A 24153-nucleotide genomic window follows, 5' to 3' on the forward strand; every position below is an offset into this window, starting at 1 on the left:
TTAATCAGTGCAAATTTATTCGGATTAAAACGGGAACGTTTTCTTCAATATTAGTAACTTCGCAAAAACATACTAAGAATTTGAAATATCATGGAATACAGAATATTAGGAAATACAGGACTATCCGTTAGTGTCATCGCACTGGGTTGTGAAGGTTTTATGGGAAAAACGGAAGAACAGGTACATTCGGAAATGGACTTCGCCATCAGTAAAGGAATCAACTTTATCGATATGTATACCTCAAATCCCGATCTGCGCAGTAATATCGGCAAGGCATTGACCGGACGCCGGCAACTGTTTATCATTCAGGGGCATTTATGTACTACTTGGGAAAATGATCAGTATCTGCGCACCCGTGATGTAGAAAAAACAATTGCTTCTTTTGAAGACCAGTTGACACGTCTTCATACGGATTACCTTGATATTGGTATGATTCACTATGTAGATAGCGAAGAAGATTTCCATGAAGTATTCAATGGTCCTATCATTCGGCTGGCCCTGCGTCTGAAAGAAGAAGGTAAAATTCGCCATATCGGACTAAGCAGCCACAACCCTACTGTGGCAAGGTTGGCTGTAGAAAGTGGATTGATTGAAGTACTGATGTTCTCCATCAATCCCTGTTACGATTTGCAACCGCCCAGCGAAAATGTAGATGATTTATGGGCTGACGAAAGTTATGCCCATTCCCTTGAAAATATAGATCCGGAACGTGAAAAGCTTTATGAACTCTGTGAGCAGAAAGGTATAGGTCTGGATGTAATGAAAGTCTATGGCGGCGGAGACTTACTGAGTGAAACGAACTCTCCCTTTGGCAAAGCTATGACACCGGTGCAGTGTATTGAGTATGCGCTAACCCGTCCGGCTGTTGCTTCCGTAATGGTCGGTTGCAAAAGTTGCGATGAGATGCAAGCTGCCATCAACTGGTGCAATGCTACTAAAGAAGAAAAAGATTACACCTCGGTTATGGCAGGTATGGAAAAGTTTAGCTGGCAGGGGCATTGCATGTATTGCGGACATTGCGCTCCTTGCTCGGTAGGAATTGATATAGCGAGTGTAAACAAGTACTATAACCTAACCATTGCCCAGAATGAAATACCCGAGACAGTACATGAACACTACAAGACGCTCTCGCATCATGCCTCGGAATGCATTCAGTGCGGACAATGTGAAACGAACTGTCCCTTTGGAGTAGGCATCATCGAACAGATGGAAAAGGCTGCGGAAAAGTTCGGATATTAGCAAAACGAACGTTGCTTTACTTTCCAAGCATAAAGCAACACCACGATAAACGAAAGCAACGGAATGATGAACGAGAAAGACATATTGGTCTGATCAGCCACATACCCCATCATGAGCGGTCCTACCGCTCCCCCGATGGGGGACATCATCAGATAAGAAGATGCACGCTTCGTATAGTTACCCAATCCCCTCAATGAGAGAGCGAAAATCGTGGGGAACATAATAGCTTCGAACGCATATCCCAAGAACAGGGCTATCAATGACAAAATGCCCAGATTAAGAACTACCAAAGACGTACTGACCACCGTTCCTATTGCACAAACGAACAGCACTTTTTCTGCCCGGATATACCGCATAATCCAGCTACCGGCAAAACGTCCGCACATAAACAGTCCCAAGCCACCGAACGAAAGTACTACAGATGCATCGCGGGCATTCATCCAGCCGTCATCCACCACATAATTGATAAAGAAACTGTTGATTGAGATTTCAGCTATCTCGTAACAAAACAGACTGATAATGCCAAAAATAAACAGCTTGTGCGACCAAAGCCCGCGTGCACCGTTTTCTCCGACTTCTTCTTCATCAGCTTCATGAACAATCTCCGGCAGGCGTATCTTATAGAATACCAGAGCAACTCCCAATACAATGATCCCCATCAGTGTGTAAGGCAATGATATATTGCTTTCGCCCCCTTCCGAGAATAATAACAATCCCCCGATAAGCGGACCGCAAATACATCCCAATCCATTGAACGACTGCGCCAGATTCAGGCGGCTGGCAGCCGTTTCCCGGTCGCCTAATTCCGTCATGTAAGGATTAGCCGCTGTTTCCAGAAAAACCAAGCCACAGGCTATGACAAACAGGGAGAACAGAAAAAAATTGAAAGACATCCAATATTCCCCGGGAATGAAAAACAGGGAGCCTATGCCATAAAGCAACAGACCGAAAACCACTCCTTTCCGGTAACCGTATTTATTGATAAACAGTCCAGCAGGAATAGCCATCACGAAATAACCCAGGTAAAACATAACCTGTACCCATGCCGAATGGGCACGTGTAATAACCAGCACATCTTGAAAGTGTTTGTTCAGCACATCTAATATCGCATGTGCAAATCCCCATAAGAAGAATAGGGAAGTTACCAGAATAAAAGGAATCTTATACTCCTTCTTTACCAAATTTTGCATACAGAACTCTTTTATAAAGAAAGCCACTCAAGGTTTTCAGCGCGCAAAGATAGCCAAGAAATTTCATAATACGGCAGTTTCCCTTAACTTTGTGCCCCAAATTCAAAATTATATAATGGAACACAGAAAACTGACAAGATATCTGATATCGCTGATAATGATCCTGATAATGGTAGGTTTAGCCGAATGGACCGATGAAAAGGAGATTCTGTTTCCAGAAATGACAGCACTGATCATCGGCCTGTTAATTATCGATAAGCGGGTATGGAATGTAAAACGTTGGCAAATCATCCTACTTATGACTCTTGGAGCAGCAGTCGGTATCTGCATTGTTCGTTATTCACCCCTGCCCTATGTGGTCAATCTATGCGCCGCATTTGCTTTTGCAGGTGCTTCCCTTTTAATCAGTCGCGCTACACTGATTCCTTTGATATCAGCTTGCGTATTGCCCGTTTTGCTTCATACAGAAAGTATCGTTTATCCGATAGCAGTCTTTTCAATGTCAGTGTCAGTAGTGCTTGTACAAATCATCCTACCCCCACTCATGGTGACCTTTGTAGAAATGGTAAACTCCAAAGCAGGATTCAGAAATCGCCCTACACAAGTATTTCTCTTTCTGACTACCGTAGCCACTCTGGGTACTGTACTTCAAATTGTCGGTCACCACCATCTTCATCTACCGGAAAGTATCGTTGCTTTAACCATTGCAGCTATCCTGTTCCTCATCTTCGAGTGGACAGGGAAATACTTTGCCCCTTCCGGAGCATTGGCATTCATTCCTATGCTATTACCCCAAGAGGGGCTGGCTTGGTTACCTTTGGAGGCTTCTATCGGAGCCGCCCTATTCATAACCATCGCCATGGTTGTCTTTCAAAAATGCTATAAATGGAATCGGGCACAACTCATCTTCTGTGCTACCCCAACCCTATTACGTGAATATATGAACCGTAAAAAACGAGAAAAACAAATCGAATAAATTAAGAACAAGATGAATACATACATGGAAACCCCACGCCTGATCCTACGTGATTGGAAAGAAGAAGACATCCCCGTCTTTGCCGGATTAAATAGCAACGATCAGGTAATGAAATTCTTTCTCAAACAGCTATCTTATCAGGAAACATTCGACTTCTATAATCGCATCCGGAAGGAATTCGCATCCAGAGGATACGGGTTGTATGCAGTAGAAAAGAAAGAAAACCATGCGTTTATAGGTTATGTAGGGTTGCATGATATTACGTTCGACGTAGATTTTGCCCCGGCCGTAGAGATAGGTTGGCGCCTGATTCCCGAAGTATGGAATCAGGGATATGCTACCGAAGCGGCTTCAGCCTGTCTGGAATATGCAAAAAAGACATTGGGACTGAAAGAATTATATTCTTTCACCTCACTCCCAAACAAACGTTCGGAACGCGTGATGCAAAAAATAGGTATGGTAAAAAGCAAAGAGTTTGATCATCCATTGGTCAGTCCCGACCATCCTTTATGCAGACATGTACTGTATAAGATCTCCTTGATAAATAGATAGTCAATATACCGTCCACGAGTACCTGTAAGGCACATTAAAAAGGGCTACACCTTTTATCCCGGATGGCTACACCCTTTACCCCAAAAGGTGTAGCCATCCGGGGGAAAGGGTGTAGCCCTGAAAAAGAAAGGATTTTCACCTTTAAAGAAAAGTGCAATATACCATAGTCTTTCTAAATGCTAATAAAAAACAATTATTACTTTTTTATTAACAAATTACGAATTAAAAGTTGCCATTCCCAACTATTGTATTACCTTTGTCGCGGTTTGAGTTACGAATCGTTATCGTATAGTTCTCCTTTTTATATTTTATTAAGCAGACCTCTCCTTTAATTATCCCCCTCACTCTTACTTAATATTTATTTAATTAAAATTTCAAATGAACATTTACATTTCAGGTTTAAGCTATGGCATAAATGATGCTGACTTGAACGAATTATTCTCAGCGTATGGAGAGACCTCTTCAGCTAAAGTTATTATGGACAGAGAATCGGGAAGATCCAGAGGATTTGGTTTCGTCGAAATGACAAGCGATACAGATGGACAAAAGGCAATTAATGAACTTAACGGAGCAGAATACGATCAGAAAACTATTTCAGTAAGCGTTGCACGTCCTCGTGAAGAAAGACCTCGTAACAACGGTTATAATTCCAGACGTTATTAATGTCTACCCTACAACAAGAACAAGAGATCAGATCTTCTGTTCTTGCTTTTTTCAACTAAAACAGCAATACAAAGAAAAGAACATCGCTAAACGAATAGAATACCCGGAAGTATATTTATCCGCTTACAGTCTTATTACAATATCAGTTTTATGAAGCCATTTTTTATTGGAAATATAGAGATAAAAACACCTATCATACAAGGTGGAATGGGAGTCGGAATTTCATTGTCCGGCCTGGCATCAGCCGTAGCCAACGAAGGCGGCATTGGTGTTATTTCATGTGCAGGTTTAGGCCTGCTATACCCTAAAGGCAAAGGCGACTATACCGAAAAGTGCATTTGCGGACTCAAAGAGGAAATCAGAAAAGCCCGCCAAAAAACAAAAGGAATCATCGGAGTGAATATCATGGTGGCCCTTTCCAATTATGCAGAGATGGTACGCACTGCCATAAGCGAAAAAATCGACGTAGTCTTTGCCGGTGCAGGACTTCCGCTCGACCTCCCCCTATACCTGACACCGGAAAGCAAAACGAAGTTGGTGCCCATTGTATCTTCTTCAAGAGCGGCCAAGATTATATGTGACAAATGGCAGAAGAACTTTGATTATTTACCCGATGCCATAGTAGTAGAAGGCCCTAAAGCCGGAGGACATTTGGGCTTTAAGAAAGAACAGATACAAGATGAGAAATACGCTTTGGAATCCTTGATACCCGAAGTTGTAGCAATTGCAATGAACTATAAGGAAAGAAAAGATATTCCTGTAATTGCCGCAGGTGGAATCTCTACAGGCGAAGATATTGCACGATTCATGCAATTGGGAGCTTCAGCCGTACAAATGGGAAGCATTTTCGTAACAACCCAAGAGTGCGATGCTTCACAAACCTTCAAAGAGGTTTATATCCACTCTAAGCCCGAAGACGTTCTCATTATCGAAAGTCCCGTAGGAATGCCCGGACGAGCCATTGATGGGGAATTTATCCGTAATGTAGAGAAAGGACAGGAAAAGCCCAAATGTTGCTCATTCCATTGCATCAAGACGTGTGACTATCAGAAGAGTCCTTACTGCATCATCAAAGCACTGTATAATGCGGCCAAAGGAAATATGAAAAGAGGATATGCATTTGCAGGTAGTAATGCTTTTCTCTCTGAAAAAATACGCAGTGTAAAAGAAGTGATAACTACATTGAACAATGAGTTTCTTTTAGCAACCTGCCAATTAGCCCCAGCGAAAATGAAAACTTAAAAACAATTCAATATGATGAAAAAGAGTATTGTCCGACCAGAGACCAGTCAGTTAGCAGAAAACGCTCTTAAAGAGCATAAGAAAAAAGTTGGAGAAGTTATTCTTGTAGCAATTACTCCACGAACAACAATTGAACTTCCGGCCAATCTATCTCAAGCTGAAATAGCCGAACGTGTAGAACTCTATAAAAAACTGCATAGTTCCAAAATATAATTCAGTTGATTTTTCATCGATTGACAAAATATAAAAGCCCTGAAGTGCGAAACTTCAGAGCTTTTTAAATCATTCTCCTATTAACAGTTTACTTATTGCAGCATTATTCATAGCCCATTCATAGGTGTAAGCCTCATAGGCTTCAAGAGTATCCATCATCCGGTATCACTGGTACGTTTCATGAAAAGTAAATTTCGTTCGGGTAGTCAGTTGTACACTGAGGATATCTAAAGGGAGTGTAGTATCCGGATATCCCTATCCCCCTACTCCCGTCACTGTCTTCAGCAAATAACCTATCAGAAAACTGATTCCGGCCACGGAGAAGCTCAACACTGCCATCTCTGTGAAACGTCGTTTAAAGCTTTCATTACGGGCAATGGCATAATAATAGTTGAAAAAAGCAATAATCAGCAACGCCATCACCAGCATGATGCATAAAGCCAGAACAGGACTTGACAATAAGATAAACGGACCTACCAAAGCCACTACGGTTATGATATAAGCTATCCCCGTATAAATAGCTGCCTTAACCGGACGCTTATTATGAGTCTTTTCTGATTTAGTGGAAAGGTATTCGGAAGAAGCCATAGAAAGTGCCGCTGCAATCCCTGTAATGCTGCCGGTCAGCGCAATCAGTTTCGTATCATTCAGCGCCAGCGTGAAACCTGCCAATGCTCCGGTAAACTCCACCAAGGCATCATTCAGCCCTAGGACCACCGAACCCATATATTGCAAGCGCTCCTCATCTATCATTTCAATAAGCTTTTCTTCATGGTGCTGCTCATCCCGCGCCATCTCGGCAAAGTGTTCCATACTCGGGTATTGGGAATATACCCCACTCGTTTCTTTCTCTCCCAGTTCCAGACGACGAACGGCAAACGTAGCACCCAGTAGACGCACTAACCATACATAAAAGCAGATTTCAAAACGATTAGGACTGACATCCTGATGAGTATAGCCTCGCAGTGTGGCGTAATGCCTACGTTCATCCTCTGCAATACGTTGCAATATCTCCCGGTTATGGGGATTCTTTTCCTTTGCCGCTAACTTCTGGTATATAATACTCGATGTTATTTCCTCTTTCTGAAAGCCAATCATCCTTTTTATCAATTCTTGTTCAGTCTCTTTCTCCATGCTCTTTATTTTAAGGATACACTAAATTATAAGTTATTTATCAGGTACAACAATCCAAGCAATAATTGTTTCCGGTCAGAATGATTTTTTAATAAAACATAGAAAGCTGATCGGTACGCAGACTCTTCATTTCCCGTTCTTTAATCACCACATCCTTATCTACTTCTCCGATTAGCATCGGAGAATCCTTATCGTGTTTACTCCGGTTAAATTTTGCCGTATTATAATTATCTTTAATAGCATAGCAATAAATGCAGCCATTAAGGCAACTTTCATAAGTGCCGATGTCAATACTTTCCACACAACGGCAAATGTCCCGCTGATTCTTGTCTTTACGGGCAGTAATAGGATATCCGATAATTCGTTCAATCAACCTATTGTCAACGCACACTCCACCCGAAATACCCAAATGAGATAAGTCGACCTTTGTTGTACAAGTATCTAACTCCATAGAACATTCATCCGCAACCTTCTTAAATGAAATGGCCATTGAATCGATATCTTCCTTTATCAACGGCTTGATATGAAACTCACGGAGAGAGGCACGCACATGCGGATAATGATCAATAAAACCCAGCATACACTTTTCAGTATAATCATGCAAAGCAAATGCCATTTCAGCAAATTTGTCTTGATGAAAAGCAACTGTGTATTGTTCATTCGTAAGAATAGGATCATATCGCCACACCACTTTCTCCCTTCCTATCTTATCAGAAAGGCGTTTGAATGTATCTATACGCTTTTGAAGTGGTGGCAGTTTACTTTCAAGTTCCGTTCCGTACGGATTCAGTGTAAACTGGAAATAGTATTTATAGTCCTGCAATCTGTCCAGTTTATCAATCATCGGTGCAGGATTCTTCGTCCAAAAGACAACGCAATCAATAACAGCAGGGTCCAGGTTGACCCTGCTGATCATATTAGGATTATACGGATTAGGTACCAGAACATACCTTTCTTTTATCCGGTTGAGAAACCACTCCGAATAAAAAGCAGGTATATCCGTCCTGCGACTGGCACTGATGATCATCTTCCTACCTCGCTATTCGTCGGAAGATGGAACCACGTAATCTTCTTTAATGAATTCGTCATATACCCTCTTGGGGTGGTCAAAATGAGCCACACCTGTACGATCTTCATTAAAGTTCTCGCGTCGGAATTTTTTCAGTTTCAAATTGTCTTCAGCATACTCTCTGAGTTTCCTCTTTTCACTTCCGTACAAAGAGCTATCCAACACCTCGGACTCCAACAAACCTTCCCTGGGAGTGATGGTAGGCAATAGATTTTGTTCCAGCAGTCCGCGATAAGCACCATTGTACTCACACCAAACATTATCGCCCAAAACAAACAAGCGATACGTGTAGTTTGACCATGCCGTCTTGATGGTAATCTCGCGGGCATAGATTTCTACTGTTGCCTCCGAATTGTAATTCGGATCACGAATGACAACCAACTTTCTGCCTGAAATATCCTCTTTTACTAAAGTTGTCCATCTCTCACAATTCAGGATCTCTTCGATAATTTCAGGTAGTTTTTCTCTAATCTCAAAATGTATTCTCATATTCTTTGCCTGTGGGTCAGGACTTTTTTACTACCCCCCAATTTGATATATGCCCCTAAAGATAACGAGAATTTGCCAGAAAAACAATAAAAAATCCGTTATCTATTCGCCATGTGATAGATATTTTCCATATCATCGCGATGTAAAACCTTCAATTTTCCGGTTGTTGTACTACCACCGGAACTGCATTTATCTGCCATGAGTTTGATTTCTTCGTCAGTGGCCTGCCGTCCTATCAGCTCGCAAATACTAACCGGCATTCCAATTGCGCGATAGAAATCTTCCATGGCTTCAATACCTGCCAAAGCAGTATGTCCGGGTGATTTAAAATCATTTGTTACACCCATCACATTCACGGCAAACTGAGCGAAACGGGTTACATTTTCTTTGTAAACATACCGTGCCCAGCTTCCCCAAAGAGCTGCCAGACCTGCACCATGTGCTACATCGAATAGTGCACTCAGTTCATGTTCAAGCTGGTGTGTTGCCCAGTCACCGGTTGTTCCACATCCCGTCAAATCATTGTGTGCCAAGCTACCTGCCCACATAATTTGGGCACGATGTACATAATTCTCCGGTTCTTTCAGTACTTCAAAAACGCTATCTTTTACCGTACGGAGAATACTTTCAGCAATGGCATCAGTCACCGTCATATCGTCATCATGAGAGAAATAACGTTCCATGGTATGCATCATAATGTCCGTTACACCGCAAGCTGTCTGATAGTTGGGCAATGTATAAGTCCGTTCCGGATTCATCACAGCAAATTTGCAACGGCACAGATTATTGGAATAACCTTTTTTCAAATCACCGTCCTCATTGGTTATCACGGTACTGTTACTCATTTCACTCCCCGCAGCAGGAATTGTCAGTACGGTAGCAACCGGCAGACAAGCTTCCGCATGGGCTCGTCCCATATAAAAATCCCAGACTTCACCCTCATAAGGTACACCGAAAGCAATCGCCTTCGCAGAATCAATCACACTACCGCCACCTACGGCAAGAATGAAATCAACCTTTTCTTTCCGACACAGTTCAATACCCTCGTGTACTTTCGACAAACGTGGATTAGGAACCACCCCGCCCAGTTTTACGTAAGCAATGCCTTCCGCCTCCAATGCCCGGCATATTTTATCCAGCAAACCGGAACGCTCCGCACTCTGTCCGCCATAATGTACTAGGACTTTAGTGCCGCTATATTGCTTCACCAATTTCCCTGTTTTATCTTCCGATAATGCTCCAAACACAACCTGTGTGGGTGCATAGTAAATAAAGTCTTTCATCGTCAATTTCGTTTTTTTATTCTGATACAAAGATAAGCATATTGAGGGTAGAAAGGTTCATAGAAACTATAACTTTTCATTATCTTTGCACCGTAATTACCGACTAACTAATCCGATAATAAATATTATGGCATTTACCAACAACATTATGATTGTCCGCCACAGATTGCTGACAGAGCTGGTAAAACTGTGGAGGGATAACGAACTTGTAGAGAAAATAGACCGTCTTCCCATTGAATTGAGTCCGAGAAGGTCAAAACATGCAGGACGCTGCTGCGTACATAAAGAACGCGCCGTGTGGAAATACAAATCACTGCCGTTGCTGGGACTGGATATGGAAGATGAAAAAGATGAATTAACCCCATTATCAGAGTATGCAGTACATGCACTGGACCGTGCAGAAAACGGAACGCCGAAAGATAACATCATGTGTGTGATTGACGAAGCATGTTCCGCCTGCGTACAAATCAATTACGAAATCACCAACCTTTGCCGCGGATGTACCGCCCGTAGCTGCCAGACCAACTGTCCGAAGAAAGCTGTCCATGTAAAGGAAAGCGGACAGGCATGGATAGACCATGATGAATGCATCAGTTGTGGTATTTGCCACAAGAGCTGTCCCTATCATGCTATCGTCTATATCCCAGTACCTTGCGAAGAGGCTTGTCCGGTGAAAGCTATCAGCAAGGATAAGAAAGGTATCGAACACATCGACGAAAGCAAATGTATCTATTGCGGAAAGTGTCTCAACGCTTGTCCGTTCGGAGCAATTTTCGAAGTGTCACAGGTATTCGATATCCTGCACAAGATACGCAAAGGAGAAAAAATAGTGGCCATTGTGGCACCGTCTATCCTGGGACAATTCAAGACTACTATTGAGCAGGTATATGGCGCACTCAAAGCTGTAGGATTCACTGATGTCATCGAAGTGGCTCAGGGAGCTATGGATACGGTCAGCAACGAAGCACATGAATTGATAGAGAAGTTGGAAGAAGGACAGAAGTTTATGACTACTTCCTGCTGTCCTTCCTACATAGAACTCGTAAATAAACATATTCCGGGCATGAAGCCCTATGTTTCAAGCACAGGTTCACCCATGTATTATGCCGCACGAATTGCTAAGGAGAAATATCCGGATGCCAAAGTCGTTTTCATCGGCCCGTGTGTAGCCAAACGTAAAGAGGCCCAGCGTGATGAAGCTGTAGATTTTGTTATGACTTTCGAAGAAGTGGCGTCTGTATTGGACGGACTGGATATTCAGTTAGAGCAATCGCAACCTTATACCATGTCGTTCGCATCCGTGCGCGAGGCACATGGATTTGCCCAGGCTGGTGGCGTAATGGGAGCAGTAAAAGCCTATCTGAAAGAAGAAGCTGACAAAATCAATGCCATCCAAGTAGCTAATCTGGATAAGAAAACCATCGGTTCATTGCGGGCGTATGCCAAATCAGGCAAAGCACCGGGGCAATTTATAGAAGTGATGGCATGTGAAGGTGGCTGTATCACCGGACCTTGTACGCACAATGAGATTGCCGCAGGTAAACGTCAGTTTGTACAAGAATTAGCTAAACAGGAAAAGACGTATTAAAATTGATGAATAGGTACGCGGACAACGCGGACTAAACGGACGAACACGGATTTAAAAGGCTACGCTTATTGATAACTAAATCCGCGTTATCGTGCGTCATCTGCGGACGAAAAATAAAAATCCGCGCTCGTCCGTTTAGTCCGTGTCGTCCGGGTATCCATTAATAAAACAACATGAAGAATCTGATTGACCGATTGCATAGTGAACGAAGTCTAAGTGCTGAAGAATATAAAGCACTACTCCTTTGCCAAGACGCTGATACTTTAAAGTATCTGCAGGAGCAGGCACGGGAGGTGTCACTTGAGCAGTTTGGCAATCGGGTATTTATTCGTGGGCTGATCGAGATTACCAACCATTGCCGTAACAATTGCTATTATTGCGGTATACGGAAAGGAAATCAATCTGTTCTCCGTTATGAGTTGACACGGGAAGATATTCTGGAATGTTGTCGTGAAGGGTATACCCTCGGTTTCCGGACTTTCGTCTTGCAAGGTGGTGAAACATCCTCCGTAAAAGATGATTTTATCCTTGAAACTGTTACTGCTATACATCGTGAGTTTCCGGATTGCGCCATCACACTATCATTAGGCGAAAAGTCCCATGAGACTTACGAGCATTTCTTCCGGGCGGGTGCCAATCGATATTTGCTTCGCCACGAAACGCATAATGAAGAGCATTACCATCATCTGCACCCCGATAAGATGTCTATCAGACAACGCCTGCAATGTTTGGCATGGCTGAAAGAAATAGGATATCAGACAGGAACAGGTATTATGGTAGGGAGTCCGGGACAAAACACCGATCATCTGGTGGAAGACCTCCTTTTTATAGAGCGATTTCATCCTGAAATGATAGGAATCGGTCCTTTTATTCCTCACCACGATACCCCGTTTGCAGCATGCCCGCCGGGAAGCATGGAGATGACCCTGAAACTTCTTTCCATCTTCCGGTTAATGCATCCGAAGGTATTATTACCCTCTACCACAGCATTAGCAACGCTTGCACCGGATGGACGGGAACGCGGAATACTGGCAGGAGCCAACGTAGTAATGCCGAACCTTTCTCCCCCGGAACAACGGAACAAATACTCACTTTATGATAACAAAGCCTCTTTGGGAGCCGAAGCCGCAGAAGGCTTACAACAATTAGAAGAGAAACTGACGGTTATCGGATACCGGATATCGAAAGAAAGAGGAGACTACTAATCACTAATCACTCACCCCTAATCACTAAAAAACGTGTATAATGTAAGTTCAAAACAGGCAGAAGAGTTCATCGATCACCCGGAGATACTGGATACGCTGGACTATGCCCGTACCAATAAAGACAACCGTGCCCTCATTGAGAGTCTGCTCGAAAAGGCAGCCTCATGCAAAGGTTTGTCCCATCGTGAAGCCGCTCTACTGTTAGAATGCAACCAGCCCGACCTGACGGAACGCATCTTCCATCTGGCACGGGAAATTAAGCAAAAACTATATGGCAACCGCATCGTAATGTTCGCCCCGTTATACCTTTCCAATTATTGTGTGAACGGATGCGTTTACTGCCCCTATCATGCAAAGAACCGCACTATCGCTCGCAAGAAATTATCACAAGAAGAAATACGCCGGGAAGTGATTACCTTGCAGGATATGGGACACAAACGTCTGGCACTGGAAGCCGGCGAAGACCCGCTACGCAACCCCATCGATTATATTCTGGAATCTATTCAGACCATCTATGGTATTCATCATAAGAATGGTGCTATCCGGCGGGTAAACGTGAATATTGCCGCTACAACGGTAGAGAACTATCGTCGGCTGAGAGATGCAGGTATCGGTACTTACATTCTTTTCCAGGAAACCTATCACAAGGGGAATTACGAGACCCTGCACCCCACAGGTCCTAAAAGCAAGTATTCCTATCACACCGAAGCTATGGACCGTGCCATGGAAGGTGGTATCGACGATGTAGGTATAGGTGTATTATTCGGGTTGAATACCTATCGATACGATTTCGTAGGATTATTGATGCATGCCGAACATCTGGAAGCTGCATTCGGTGTCGGACCGCATACGATCAGTGTACCCCGTATCTGCCCAGCGGATGATATTGAAACAAAAGATTTCCCCAATGCCATTTCTGATGAAATGTTCTGCCGCCTCGTTGCGGTAATCCGCATTGCAGTGCCTTACACCGGAATGATCATTTCCACCCGTGAATCGGAAGCTGTACGACGTAAGGTATTGGAATTAGGTATTTCACAAATCAGTGGCGGTTCACGCACCAGCGTAGGCGGATATGCCGTACCAGAAACGAAAGAAGAGAACTCGGCCCAATTCGATATCAGCGACCGCCGCACACTGGATGAAGTAGTAAACTGGCTGCTCGATCTGGGACATATCCCCAGTTTCTGTACGGCTTGTTATCGTGAAGGTCGGACGGGTGACCGTTTCATGTCTCTTGTCAAGCGGGGACAGATAGCAAATTGCTGTCAGCCCAATGCCTTGATGACTCTGAAAGAATATCTGGAAGATTACGCTTCACCCGAAACCCGGGAGAAAGGTATCCGCCTCATTCATGAAGAGATGGAACGCATCCCGAATCCGAAAATCCGGGAAATAGCTCTGCGAAACCTGCATGAGATAGAGGAAGGGAAAAGAGATTTCAGATTTTAAGAAGAAAATGATAATTTATTAACCCCTTAATATTGAGACTAATGAATCAGACTCCTAATGCAAACCGCCTGCACATCGCCCTCTTCGGACGGCGAAACAGTGGAAAATCCAGCCTTGTCAATGCCTTGACAGGGCAAGATACCGTTATAGTCTCCCCCACTCCCGGCACTACTACTGATCCTGTGACAAAAGCAATGGAAATTCATCCACTCGGTCCGTGTCTGCTTATTGACACTCCGGGCTTCGATGACGAAGGCGAGCTGGGAGAAATGCGCGTAGAATGCACCTTGAAAATAATCGGAAAAACCGATATCGCCCTGTTGCTTTGTGAAACCGGAGACGCACAGGAACAGGAATGGCTTCAACGATTGAAGGAACGAGGCATCCCTGTCATATTGCTTCTGAACAAAGCTGACGCACGCCCCAATACGACAGAGCTGGCAGAACAGATAAAAGCAAGTTGCGGACAGCCTCCCATCATCATCAGTGCCAAAGACGGCACAGGTATCGAAGCCATCCACCGCGCCATTCTGGAAAAGTTACCTGCCGATTTCGGAGAACAAACCATCACCGGGAACCTCGTAGCAGAAGGTGATGTAGTAGTGTTAGTCATGCCCCAGGACCTTCAGGCACCTAAAGGACGACTTATCCTTCCCCAAGTACAGACAATCCGCGAACTTCTGGACAAGAAATGCCTGATCATGAGTTGTACCACAGATAAGCTGAAAGACACATTGTGCGCACTTGCTAATCCCCCCAAATTAATTATCACAGATTCGCAAGTATTCCACACCGTATACGAACAAAAACCGGCTGAAAGCCGGCTCACTTCTTTCTCCGTGCTCTTTGCCGGATACAAGGGAGATATACACTATTGTGTAGAAAGTGCATTCGCCATCGACCGACTAACGGAACAATCCCGCGTATTGATAGCCGAGGCCTGTACCCATGCTCCACTGACAGAAGATATAGGCAGAGTAAAAATCCCCCACCTGCTGCGTAAGCGAACAGGTGAAGGATTGCAGATAGATATTGTCTCCGGAAATGATTTTCCAGAAGATTTATCCCCATACAATTTGATTATCCACTGTGGCGCCTGTATGTTCAATAGAAAGTATGTACTGAGTCGCATTGAACAGGCACGGATGCAAAAAGTTCCCATGACAAATTATGGGGTAGCAATTGCCTACATCAGTGGAATACTAGACAAAATAGAAAAATAATGAGCCACTCTACTCCAGTTCCTCCAGCACTTTCTTCACATCCACCGCCTGAAGCCTCCCGTACACCTTCTCTCCAATCATCACTACGGGCGCCAGTCCACACGCTCCTACGCAACGCAGACAATCGAGTGAAAACTTCCCGTCCGGTGTCGTTTCTCCGACTTCGATGCCCAGCACACGCTTGAATTCCTCAAGCAATTTCTCCGAACCACGTACGTAGCACGCCGTTCCCATACACACCGAAATAGGATGTTTACCTTTAGGAGTCATCGTAAAGAAAGTATAGAATGTTACCACACCATACACACGCGACACCGGAACATTCAGCTTTGCAGCAATCAGGCGCTGCATCTCTTCCGGCAGATAGCCGTGCAGATGCTGCGCTTCATGAAGTATATTGATAAGTTCGCCCGGCTGGTTGCCATGCTTGTCACAAATAGCACGCACTTGTTCGGCAACGTCACAGGCTAATTTGATATCTGACATAGTTTCTCCGTTTTAATAAGTTAATCAATCGCCTTATTGAAATAATGCGTATGCAGCAACCGTTCTGCAGTCTCACTCAGCGGTTTGCCCAGATATTCCTCGTACAACGTCTTGATGTACGGATTCTCATGCGACTTGCGCAAAGGCTTCTGTGCATCTTCCCGATACAGTGCATTGGCACGTGCATACAGCACTTCCGAGTTGCCATGATGCAACGGTTGTCCGCCACCACCGATACAGCCACCCGGACATGCCATAATCTCAATCACATGATACTCATTCCGCCCATGGCGAATATCTTCCAACAATTGACGCGCATTACCCAGACCATGAGCAATACCCACCTTCAGTTCAAAACCATCCAGATCAATCGTCGCACGGCGCACACCGGCCAGACCACGCACCTGTTCGAAGTTCACATTCTCCAATGTCCGCCCGGTATAAATCTCATAAACCGAACGCAATGCTGCTTCCATCACACCACCGGTCGTTCCGAAGATGACACCGGCACCTGTTGAAGCTCCCATCGGATGATCAAACTCCTTATCCGTTAGTAGTGTAAAACCGACGTTAGCTCGTCTGATAAGTCGTGCCAACTCACGAGTGGAAATAGAATAATCCACATCCGGACTGCCATCTGTCTTAAATTCATTACGGTCGCACTCATACTTCTTCGCCAGACAAGGCATAATAGATACCACTACCAGCTTTTCACGCGGAATGCCCATCTTCTCCGCCCAGAATGTCTTGGCAATGCTACCGAACATCTGCTGTGGCGAACGTGCCGTAGAAGGTATATCAAGCATATCGGGGAAATGATGTTCAAAGAAATTCACCCATGCCGGACAACAGGAAGTCAGGATAGGCAGGCGAACAGACTTATCTCCATTCATATAACGCGTCAGGCGATTCAATATCTCGGCACCTTCTTCCATGATGGTAAGGTCGGCGGCAAAGTCTGTATCAAATACATAATCAAAACCCAATTCACGAAGGGCGTACACCATCTTTCCCGTTACCAATGTCCCTGCAGGCAGCCCGAATTCTTCTCCCAGAGCCGCACGAACGGCCGGAGCTGTCTGTACAATGACTACCTTATCCGGATTTTCCAAATCCAGCAACAGGCGGTTGGTATGATCGCGTTCCGTCAATGCCCCTACCGGACAAACAGCTACACATTGTCCGCAATAAGTACATTCACTGTCACTCATCATCTTATCGAAAGCCGGAGCAATCGTAGTATTGAAACCACGGCGAATAGCTCCCAAGGCACCTACTGTCTGTACTTCATTGCATACACTCTCGCAACGGCGGCAGAATATACACTTATCCATATTCCGCACAATGGACGAAGTTACTTCACGCTTACGAGGCGAAAGCTCCCCACCATTATAAGGCATCCGCCGGATATTGAAACGCAGCGCCAAAGTCTGCAACTCACAGTTACCGCACTTCGGACAGGTAAGGCAATCATTCGGATGATCCGAAAGTATCAGTTCAGCTACTACCTTGCGGGCATTCATCACGCGCAGGGTACTGGTGCGCACCACCATTCCTTCTGTACAACGGGTAGCACAGGCGGGAGCCAGATTACGACGTCCTTCCACCTCCACGACACAGATACGGCACGAAGCCGGATTATTCTTAACGCAAGTACCCTTCAAATCAATATGACAAAGGGTAGGTATATCTATACCGATTTTCCGTGCGGCTTCCAGGATAGTCGAACCTTCGGGCACGGTAATATAATGGCGGTCTATTTGCAGGGTTATTTGTTTTTCTTCCATTTTCTTTCAGTTTAGTTCCCTTAAACTACATTGATTGCTTTGAATTTACAGCGTGCCATGCACATGCCGCACTTGATGCACTTGTCCGGATTGATGACATGCGGTTTGCGCACATCACCCAGAATGGCATCCGCCGGACAATGTTTAAAGCAAAGATGGCAACCAATGCACAATTCCGGATTAATGGTATAAGTCAGTAATGATTTGCACTGCTTCGCCCGGCAAGTTTTATCCCTCACATGCTCCACGTATTCATCATAAAAGTTATTGAGCGTAGACAGTACCGGATTGGGTGAAGTCTGTCCCAACCCGCACAAGGCAGTATCTTTTATCACCTTTCCCAATGTAGAGAGTGCATCCAGATCTTTCATCGTGCCTCGTCCTTCGGTTATCTTGTTCAGCAGTTCCAGCAGACGCTTGTTACCAATACGGCAGGGCGTACATTTTCCGCATGATTCTTCCACCGTAAAATCAAGATAGAAGCGTGACACAGAAACCATACAATCATCTTCATCCATTACAATCATACCACCGGAGCCCATCATCGAGCCTTCCGCCAGCAAGTTGTCAAAGTCAATCGGTGTGTCCAGGTGCTTTTCTGTCAGGCATCCTCCCGAAGGTCCACCCGTCTGCACAGCCTTGAATTTCTTTCCTCCCTTAATGCCACCGCCAATTTCATAAATCACCTCACGCAGTGTCGTACCCATCGGCACTTCTATCAAGCCGACATTATTAATCTTACCGGCCAGGGCAAATACTTTTGTCCCTTTCGAACGTTCCGTACCGATAGACGCGAACCATTCCACACCTTTCGTCAGAATGATAGGAATATTGGCAAGCGTCTCCACATTGTTCACATTGGTCGGCTTGCCCAGATAACCGGCTTCGGCAGGAAAAGGAGGTTTCAAAGTAGGTTCACCGCGCTTCCCTTCCATAGAGTGGATCAGGGCAGTTTCCTCACCGCATACGAATGCTCCCGCGCCGTAACGTATCTCAATATCAAAACTGAAATCCGTACCGAATATATTCTTTCCCAGCAGCCCGTATTCACGTGCCTGGGCAATAGCTATTTTCAATCTTTGTATGGCCAGCGGATATTCTGCCCGGATATATACCAATCCTTTCGGAGAACCAATGGAATAACCGCAAACTGCCATAGCCTCAACAATGGAGTGCGGATCACCTTCCATAATGGAGCGGTCCATAAAGGCACCAGGGTCTCCTTCATCGGCATTACACACCACATATTTCATATCAGCCTGTTGCTTATGGGCAAACTCCCACTTCTTCCCTGTAGGGAAACCACCACCACCGCGTCCGCGAAGTCCGGAACGTTTTATCACGTCAATCACTTCCTCCGGCTTCTTATGGAGCAAACTATCCGCCAACGCCATATAGCCATCCAGAGCAATATATTCCTCAATGTTTTCGGGATCGATGAAACCACAGTTACGCAAAGCAATGCGCATCTGCTTTCGATAGAAATCCATGTGCTTGGAGTCACTAACGGTCTTCTCTGTCTTCGGATCGATGTAGAGTAGCCGTTTTATCTTCCGTCCCCCAATAATATGCTCTCTGACTACCTCGTCGGCATCATCAGGAACCACCTGGGTATAGAAAGTATTATCAGGGATAATCTTTACGATAGGTCCCTTTTCACAAAAGCCGAAACAACCGGTAGTGATAACGTCCACCTTGTTGGCAATATTATTTCTCTCAAGTGCTTGCTGAAGACGTTCAGCAATGATGTGGCTGTCGGATGCTTTGCAACCTGTGCCACCACAGATCAGGATTTGCAGATGCTCGGTTCCCAATGCCAACCCACAGCATTGCTCCGTAACCGCCTCGTTGCTTTCTTCGCGTAGCAAAAGCGTGCCTTCTGCCCTTTTCTTGATAATTTTCAGATCATGGATAGTTAGTACTTTCATTTTGTAATAGATTTGGGGTTGAGAACAAAGATACAAAAAGTGTTGAGATTACAAAAGGAAAGTAATAAAGATTATAGGAGGGAGAATTCCTCATATTGAAAAATTATATATTTTTGCACCCGCTTTCGGAAAAAGGTCTGAAAGAAGTATCAATATTCAATATAACATTTTACAAAAAACATGAATCACCCTTACAAAAAGATCATCGTTTCTGCCTTGCTCGGAACGTTGTTTTTAGGCGCCTGCTCAGACGATGCACCGTCTGAGGGAGAAGGCAAACAGCAAACTTATTCATTAGTGGTAAAAGGTATTACGACTTCCGGTTCAGACTCTTCTGAGGAGCTACGGGATGTGTCAGTTTTCCAGTTCAGCGATGGTAACCTGTACAAAACGCAACAATTGACTCCCGAATCCAATGGCCAGTCCAGCATTTCCGCACTCAACGGAGCACGGCTATACTTCCTCACCGGAGTGACAGTTCCGGTTCAGGAAGGAAACATTACCGAAGAAGAATTCCGCAATATGACCATCGGCGAAGGACTGCACAATAATTCAGCTCCTGACTTTATGGCTGCAGTTGTTGAATTAGAAAGTAGTCCCCAAACACGCAGTAGTCAGGAAATCAACGTCGGTATGAAACGCGGTGTAGCCCGTATAGACCTGAATACCACAGCAGACAGCAAAACATTAATCAAAGAAGTAATCGTAGAGGATGCTCCGGCTGAAACATATCCGTTCATCGAAAACACTTCCGCATCAGATAAAACAGTAAGTTACTTAAAGAAATTTGATCCCGCTTTCGGTGGAGAACAACAGGGAATATTCCGCATTTTCGAGAGTGCGCGTCCTGTAAATATCACCCTGCGGGGTACATACGATAAAATCCCCATCAGGCTAAAGATGCAATTACCAAATATAGAACGCAATAAAGTTTACGAACTGTCAGTACTCAATGTAGGTGCCACAGTAGAAGGAATCTTCGAAATCAAGCCTTGGGAAAAAGGCGAAACGATTATCGGGAAACCTGATACGGAGCATCGTATCCTGCTTAATGCTTCCCAATCTAAAATACCGGAAGGAGTAACAGTAGATTATGAAAATAATATAGTAGAGGTACCCGCCACAGGAGTCAGTGACATGAAACTGGCATTTGTTTCCGACACCCGGATTGACATATCAGCTACTGAAGGTACTGGCAGTGGCGTGAATCTCAGTGAAATGTCGGTATCTGAAGAAACAGAAGGCATAGTGTCGGCATTCAATGTATCGGTGGCCGCACAAGGCAATGGCCGACTGGGCTATACAATTCTGGTACATTTAAAAAATGCTTTGCTGACCGGCTCTTATGATTATGTAGAAATTCGTGTGGCTCCGAGCGACAAGCAGATTGAAACAGTTGAAATGGGCGGTAGCATATGGATGGCGTTCAATGCACGCAGCCGGGATCTGGAAGACCAGGTATATCCTTTAGATGGTGCTACTGTTGAGAAGATGTACCATAATGGTTGGATCAGCAGTATCGGTGGTTTGTTCCAGTATGGACGAAAATATATGTATATCCCCTGGCAAGGATATAGCCCCTCAAACAATCTGGGTAACCAGACTGCCGACGCACCCTGGCAAAACGATACCCATATGCCTTGTCCGGAAGGTTACCGTGTGCCAACCCGCAGCGAACTGAACTCTCTTCTCCCCAAAGGGCAGGAAATTCCCAGCACTTACACAGCAGGAAACGGAGAAAAAATAACCGCTACACTCCACGTTGGCGAAGGAACCTTGACTACCCCGACCGGTGTAACAGGAACGCAACACTATGTGAAATTTACTTCAGAAGATACCGGACGTTACCTTATCATCCCCTTGGCAGGCGGAAAAGGTGACAAGTCTACCACCAATAATCCTGCCTTCGGAAAAAGAGCCGTATTATGGACAAGCGAACGTAACGGCTGTCCGGGTGGTTATGCATGGGCTTACTGGTTGCCGTTTGAAGGCAAGGAAACCACTGCCATCACCGAAAGACAATTGCAGATGGAAGCGTTCGCATCCTTACGTTGTGTAAAAAAATAAAGGAGGAATTCTATGAAGATTACAAAAATAATACTATTATTTCTGGCATTGTTGCTGGCAAGCTGCTCAAACGAACTTGAGCAGGAATACGGTCTCATACCGCCTGCCTCCGGCCAGGTAACATTTCTTCTTGGATTGCACGAAGATGACACTTCTGCCATACGGACACGCAACGGTGAACCGGAACAGATTGCCCGCATGTGGTATGCCATTGCCAATGACCGGGGAGAAATACTCAAACCGCTGTATCAAAAGCTGGAAGCAGACTTCTCCAAACTGACCATTGAAGGATTGGAATATGGTGACTATACGGTTGTATTCCTAGCTACCACGAGCGCGGAATCAAATGCGACGATCAACGAACCTAAGCGATTGTCAGACGTCTGGCTGCTGAATAAGTCGGCAAAAGCCCCTCTCGACGATGTCTACTTTTATAAAAAAATAGAGTTACACATCGGCAAGGAACAAGCTGCGGAATCGCAGACGGTGACATTGGAGCGATGTGTAGGTAGAGTTGATATAGACTTGAATGTCTCGTCCGATTATATGTGGCGTTTTATCCGCAAAATTGACATCACATTTGATGATACTGTATATACCAGTCTCAGTGCAAATGGCGAATACTCCGGTACGGAAGGTATTGAATCTTATGACATCGCGGAGAGCTATTCATTTTACTCATTGCCCAGTAAAGAGGCACTTTCTGGAGTTGTAACGATCGAGTCAGACCGAAGTGACGGCACATCGTTTGTACACAAATACCGCTTCAGCAATTGCAAAATCGAGGCAGGCCGTATATCCCACATCAGCATTGATTACCGGCATCCGGAAAGCCTGGACGGATTGCTTTATATCCGTGAAGAAGATTTCTCCCGCTTCCAGACTGACACTATGTTTTTAGCCAACGAGCCACGAGATATCTTCTATGACAGCAAGCACCGTTCCTTTTATGCAAACGCACCGTTACAAGTATCTATCTCGGATGAACATCAATTACTGGTTAAATTCTTCTCACCGGTTACTATCCATGATGTGACGATTTTATGTCGATTCAATAATATCAGTACTGAGTTCCTTGAATTGGCACATTTCGATGTGATCCATCCTTTCATGGAAGCCGCTTTCCCATTGCCAGTTGTAGGTTCTGACCGCACATTCACCACCAGCAGCGGCAGAAAGATAGTGATACCTGCACAACCAGAACTTTCCGGTGACGATGTCACACTTATTATCCGAACGGAAGATCCGTATATGAAGAAGATAGAACAGATAGACAGTCGGTGGTTCATACGTTTCTCTGCTTATTCAGCCGACAACGGACACGCTTACTGGCGGCACATGAATCCATTATTATGTCGTCACGGGGTAGCATTGGCTATCAATATGGCTTTCATGTTCTCTTCCGAAGAGTTTAACACAGAAATGAACAAATATGAAGGCAAACTGAAGGATAACGGAGGAAATGCCATCAATCTGAATGCATTACGCCAGAGAATCCGCAGTCATGGAGGACTCGTATTGGGTTGCGTATCAGGCGTCGGCGGTCTGGGAGGCGGCAACACTTACGGATTAGCGGACTACTGTTATACCGGAGTCTATTTTGATGCAACACCACTGGGATCCAATCCTCATAACTATCCCCGACAAGCTATGTTCCACGAATACGGGCATTGTTTAGGTTACAACCATAGCAGTACCATGACTTATGGCGACCAATGGACAGTACTCTGCGCCACAGTATTCGTAAACATGGGGCAAGAGGGTAAATTACCAATATGTTCAAAAGACATAATTGCCAATTTACCGATGTAAAAAAGATATAAATAGTAAATAAAAGCAAAAAGGGAGGAAACAGATTATGAATAAATAAATTTCTGTCCCTCCCTTTTACTATGATATAAATAAAGACCTATTACTTCTGAACCTCTCCTTTTTCATTGGATAGTGACTCACTTAACACGTCAATAACGACATCAGTATCTACAAGATACAGGCTTTCTTTCTACTACAAAAATGCTTTGTTGAATATCAAAAATTAAATCCTCCACATTAAGAAATAGCAAAAGGGTTACTAATTTGTTACCTCTAATCATATGATTAAACAGCAGATCGCAGATTATATACACAGAAAAATCATCCAGTAAATACCTATAAAAAGACACCCTTGGGGATGCACTTCAGTTGAAACAGCCTTATCTACTATAAAACAAAGTTTGCACATCAGAAACTCAGAATGGTTTAGCATAATAATGTATGATGAAACTATAATTCACACCAATAGCAGAAATGTAAATTACCAATTTTGGTTAATATGATATAAAAAAGCAATTATAAGAAATCTCACTTTTGTATTTTTGCATCAATATC

Annotated in this window: 20 protein-coding genes; 12 read left to right on the forward strand and 8 right to left on the reverse strand. The window is 44.4% G+C overall.

Annotated features, from left to right (window positions below):
- The first annotated feature begins 90 nt into the window (after positions 1-90).
- Positions 91-1239 (forward strand): aldo/keto reductase, encoded by a 1149-nt coding sequence (locus BACINT_RS16405; protein WP_007665061.1) that lies wholly within the window; start codon positions 91-93, stop codon positions 1237-1239.
- On the opposite strand, the gene BACINT_RS16410 is transcribed toward BACINT_RS16405, so the two are convergent.
- A complete protein-coding gene (locus tag BACINT_RS16410) occupies positions 1236-2429 on the reverse strand; it encodes a sugar MFS transporter (protein WP_007665062.1) in 1194 nt (397 codons plus the stop codon). The genes BACINT_RS16405 and BACINT_RS16410 overlap by 4 nt on opposite strands.
- A gap of 115 nt (positions 2430-2544) precedes the next feature.
- Between BACINT_RS16410 and BACINT_RS16415 the strand changes: the two genes are divergently transcribed.
- From BACINT_RS16415 to BACINT_RS16435, 5 genes are all read left to right on the forward strand, one after another.
- Positions 2545-3405, forward strand: coding sequence for a hypothetical protein (locus BACINT_RS16415; RefSeq protein ID WP_007665063.1), 861 nt, complete (start codon positions 2545-2547; stop codon positions 3403-3405).
- Positions 3406-3417: 12 nt separating this feature from the next.
- The gene (locus BACINT_RS16420; RefSeq protein ID WP_007665064.1) at positions 3418-3957 is read left to right on the forward strand and encodes a GNAT family N-acetyltransferase; all 540 of its coding nucleotides are present in this window, start codon (positions 3418-3420) and stop codon (positions 3955-3957) included.
- 378 nt (positions 3958-4335) lie between these two features.
- A complete protein-coding gene (locus BACINT_RS16425; protein ID WP_007209893.1) occupies positions 4336-4620 on the forward strand; it encodes an RNA recognition motif domain-containing protein in 285 nt (94 codons plus the stop codon).
- Positions 4621-4770: 150 nt separating this feature from the next.
- A complete protein-coding gene (locus tag BACINT_RS16430) occupies positions 4771-5862 on the forward strand; it encodes an NAD(P)H-dependent flavin oxidoreductase (protein WP_007665065.1) in 1092 nt (363 codons plus the stop codon).
- Positions 5863-5874: 12 nt separating this feature from the next.
- Positions 5875-6075: a hypothetical protein gene (locus BACINT_RS16435; RefSeq protein ID WP_007209895.1), complete on the forward strand. Its 201-nt coding sequence runs from the start codon at positions 5875-5877 to the stop codon at positions 6073-6075.
- Between the two features lie 255 nt (positions 6076-6330).
- Here BACINT_RS16435 and BACINT_RS16440 read toward each other — a convergent pair whose 3' ends face one another.
- From BACINT_RS16440 to BACINT_RS16455, 4 genes are all read right to left on the reverse strand, one after another.
- The gene (locus BACINT_RS16440) at positions 6331-7209 is read right to left on the reverse strand and encodes a VIT1/CCC1 transporter family protein (RefSeq protein ID WP_007665066.1); all 879 of its coding nucleotides are present in this window, start codon (positions 7207-7209) and stop codon (positions 6331-6333) included.
- Between the two features lie 88 nt (positions 7210-7297).
- Positions 7298-8236 (reverse strand): DUF1848 domain-containing protein, encoded by a 939-nt coding sequence (locus BACINT_RS16445; protein WP_007665067.1) that lies wholly within the window; start codon positions 8234-8236, stop codon positions 7298-7300.
- Between the two features lie 12 nt (positions 8237-8248).
- Positions 8249-8767 (reverse strand): hypothetical protein, encoded by a 519-nt coding sequence (locus tag BACINT_RS16450; RefSeq protein ID WP_007209901.1) that lies wholly within the window; start codon positions 8765-8767, stop codon positions 8249-8251.
- 98 nt (positions 8768-8865) lie between these two features.
- A complete protein-coding gene (locus tag BACINT_RS16455; protein ID WP_007665068.1) occupies positions 8866-10050 on the reverse strand; it encodes an iron-containing alcohol dehydrogenase in 1185 nt (394 codons plus the stop codon).
- Positions 10051-10177: 127 nt separating this feature from the next.
- On the opposite strand from BACINT_RS16455, the gene BACINT_RS16460 reads away from it, so the two are divergent.
- From BACINT_RS16460 to hydF, 4 genes are all read left to right on the forward strand, one after another.
- The gene (locus tag BACINT_RS16460) at positions 10178-11638 is read left to right on the forward strand and encodes a monomeric [FeFe] hydrogenase (protein WP_007665069.1); all 1461 of its coding nucleotides are present in this window, start codon (positions 10178-10180) and stop codon (positions 11636-11638) included.
- A 173-nt stretch (positions 11639-11811) separates the two neighbouring features.
- Entirely contained in the window at positions 11812-12843 is a 1032-nt protein-coding gene (gene hydE, locus BACINT_RS16465) for a [FeFe] hydrogenase H-cluster radical SAM maturase HydE (RefSeq protein WP_007665070.1), read from the forward strand.
- A gap of 33 nt (positions 12844-12876) precedes the next feature.
- Positions 12877-14295, forward strand: a complete 1419-nt coding sequence (hydG, locus tag BACINT_RS16470) for a [FeFe] hydrogenase H-cluster radical SAM maturase HydG (protein WP_007665073.1) — start codon at positions 12877-12879, stop codon at positions 14293-14295.
- A gap of 41 nt (positions 14296-14336) precedes the next feature.
- Positions 14337-15518 (forward strand): [FeFe] hydrogenase H-cluster maturation GTPase HydF, encoded by a 1182-nt coding sequence (gene hydF / locus BACINT_RS16475; RefSeq protein WP_007665077.1) that lies wholly within the window; start codon positions 14337-14339, stop codon positions 15516-15518.
- A gap of 9 nt (positions 15519-15527) precedes the next feature.
- Here the strand turns inward: hydF and nuoE are convergent, their stop codons facing one another.
- The 3 genes from nuoE to BACINT_RS16490 are packed head-to-tail and all read right to left on the reverse strand — an operon-like array spanning position 15528 to position 19719.
- Entirely contained in the window at positions 15528-16004 is a 477-nt protein-coding gene (gene nuoE, locus BACINT_RS16480) for an NADH-quinone oxidoreductase subunit NuoE (protein ID WP_007665079.1), read from the reverse strand.
- 20 nt (positions 16005-16024) lie between these two features.
- Entirely contained in the window at positions 16025-17791 is a 1767-nt protein-coding gene (locus BACINT_RS16485; RefSeq protein ID WP_007209909.1) for an NADH-dependent [FeFe] hydrogenase, group A6, read from the reverse strand.
- Between the two features lie 20 nt (positions 17792-17811).
- Positions 17812-19719 (reverse strand): NADH-quinone oxidoreductase subunit NuoF, encoded by a 1908-nt coding sequence (locus BACINT_RS16490; RefSeq protein ID WP_007665081.1) that lies wholly within the window; start codon positions 19717-19719, stop codon positions 17812-17814.
- A 180-nt stretch (positions 19720-19899) separates the two neighbouring features.
- Here BACINT_RS16490 and BACINT_RS16495 point away from each other — a divergent pair, with 180 nt between their 5' ends.
- Complete coding sequence (locus BACINT_RS16495) at positions 19900-21786, forward strand: FISUMP domain-containing protein (RefSeq protein WP_007665083.1); 1887 nt, start codon at positions 19900-19902, stop codon at positions 21784-21786.
- A gap of 12 nt (positions 21787-21798) precedes the next feature.
- The gene (locus tag BACINT_RS16500) at positions 21799-23598 is read left to right on the forward strand and encodes a hypothetical protein (protein ID WP_007665091.1); all 1800 of its coding nucleotides are present in this window, start codon (positions 21799-21801) and stop codon (positions 23596-23598) included.
- Positions 23599-24153: the final 555 nt, after the last annotated feature.

It is taken from the genome of Bacteroides intestinalis DSM 17393, from assembly GCF_000172175.1.
Lineage (GTDB): Bacteria > Bacteroidota > Bacteroidia > Bacteroidales > Bacteroidaceae > Bacteroides > Bacteroides intestinalis.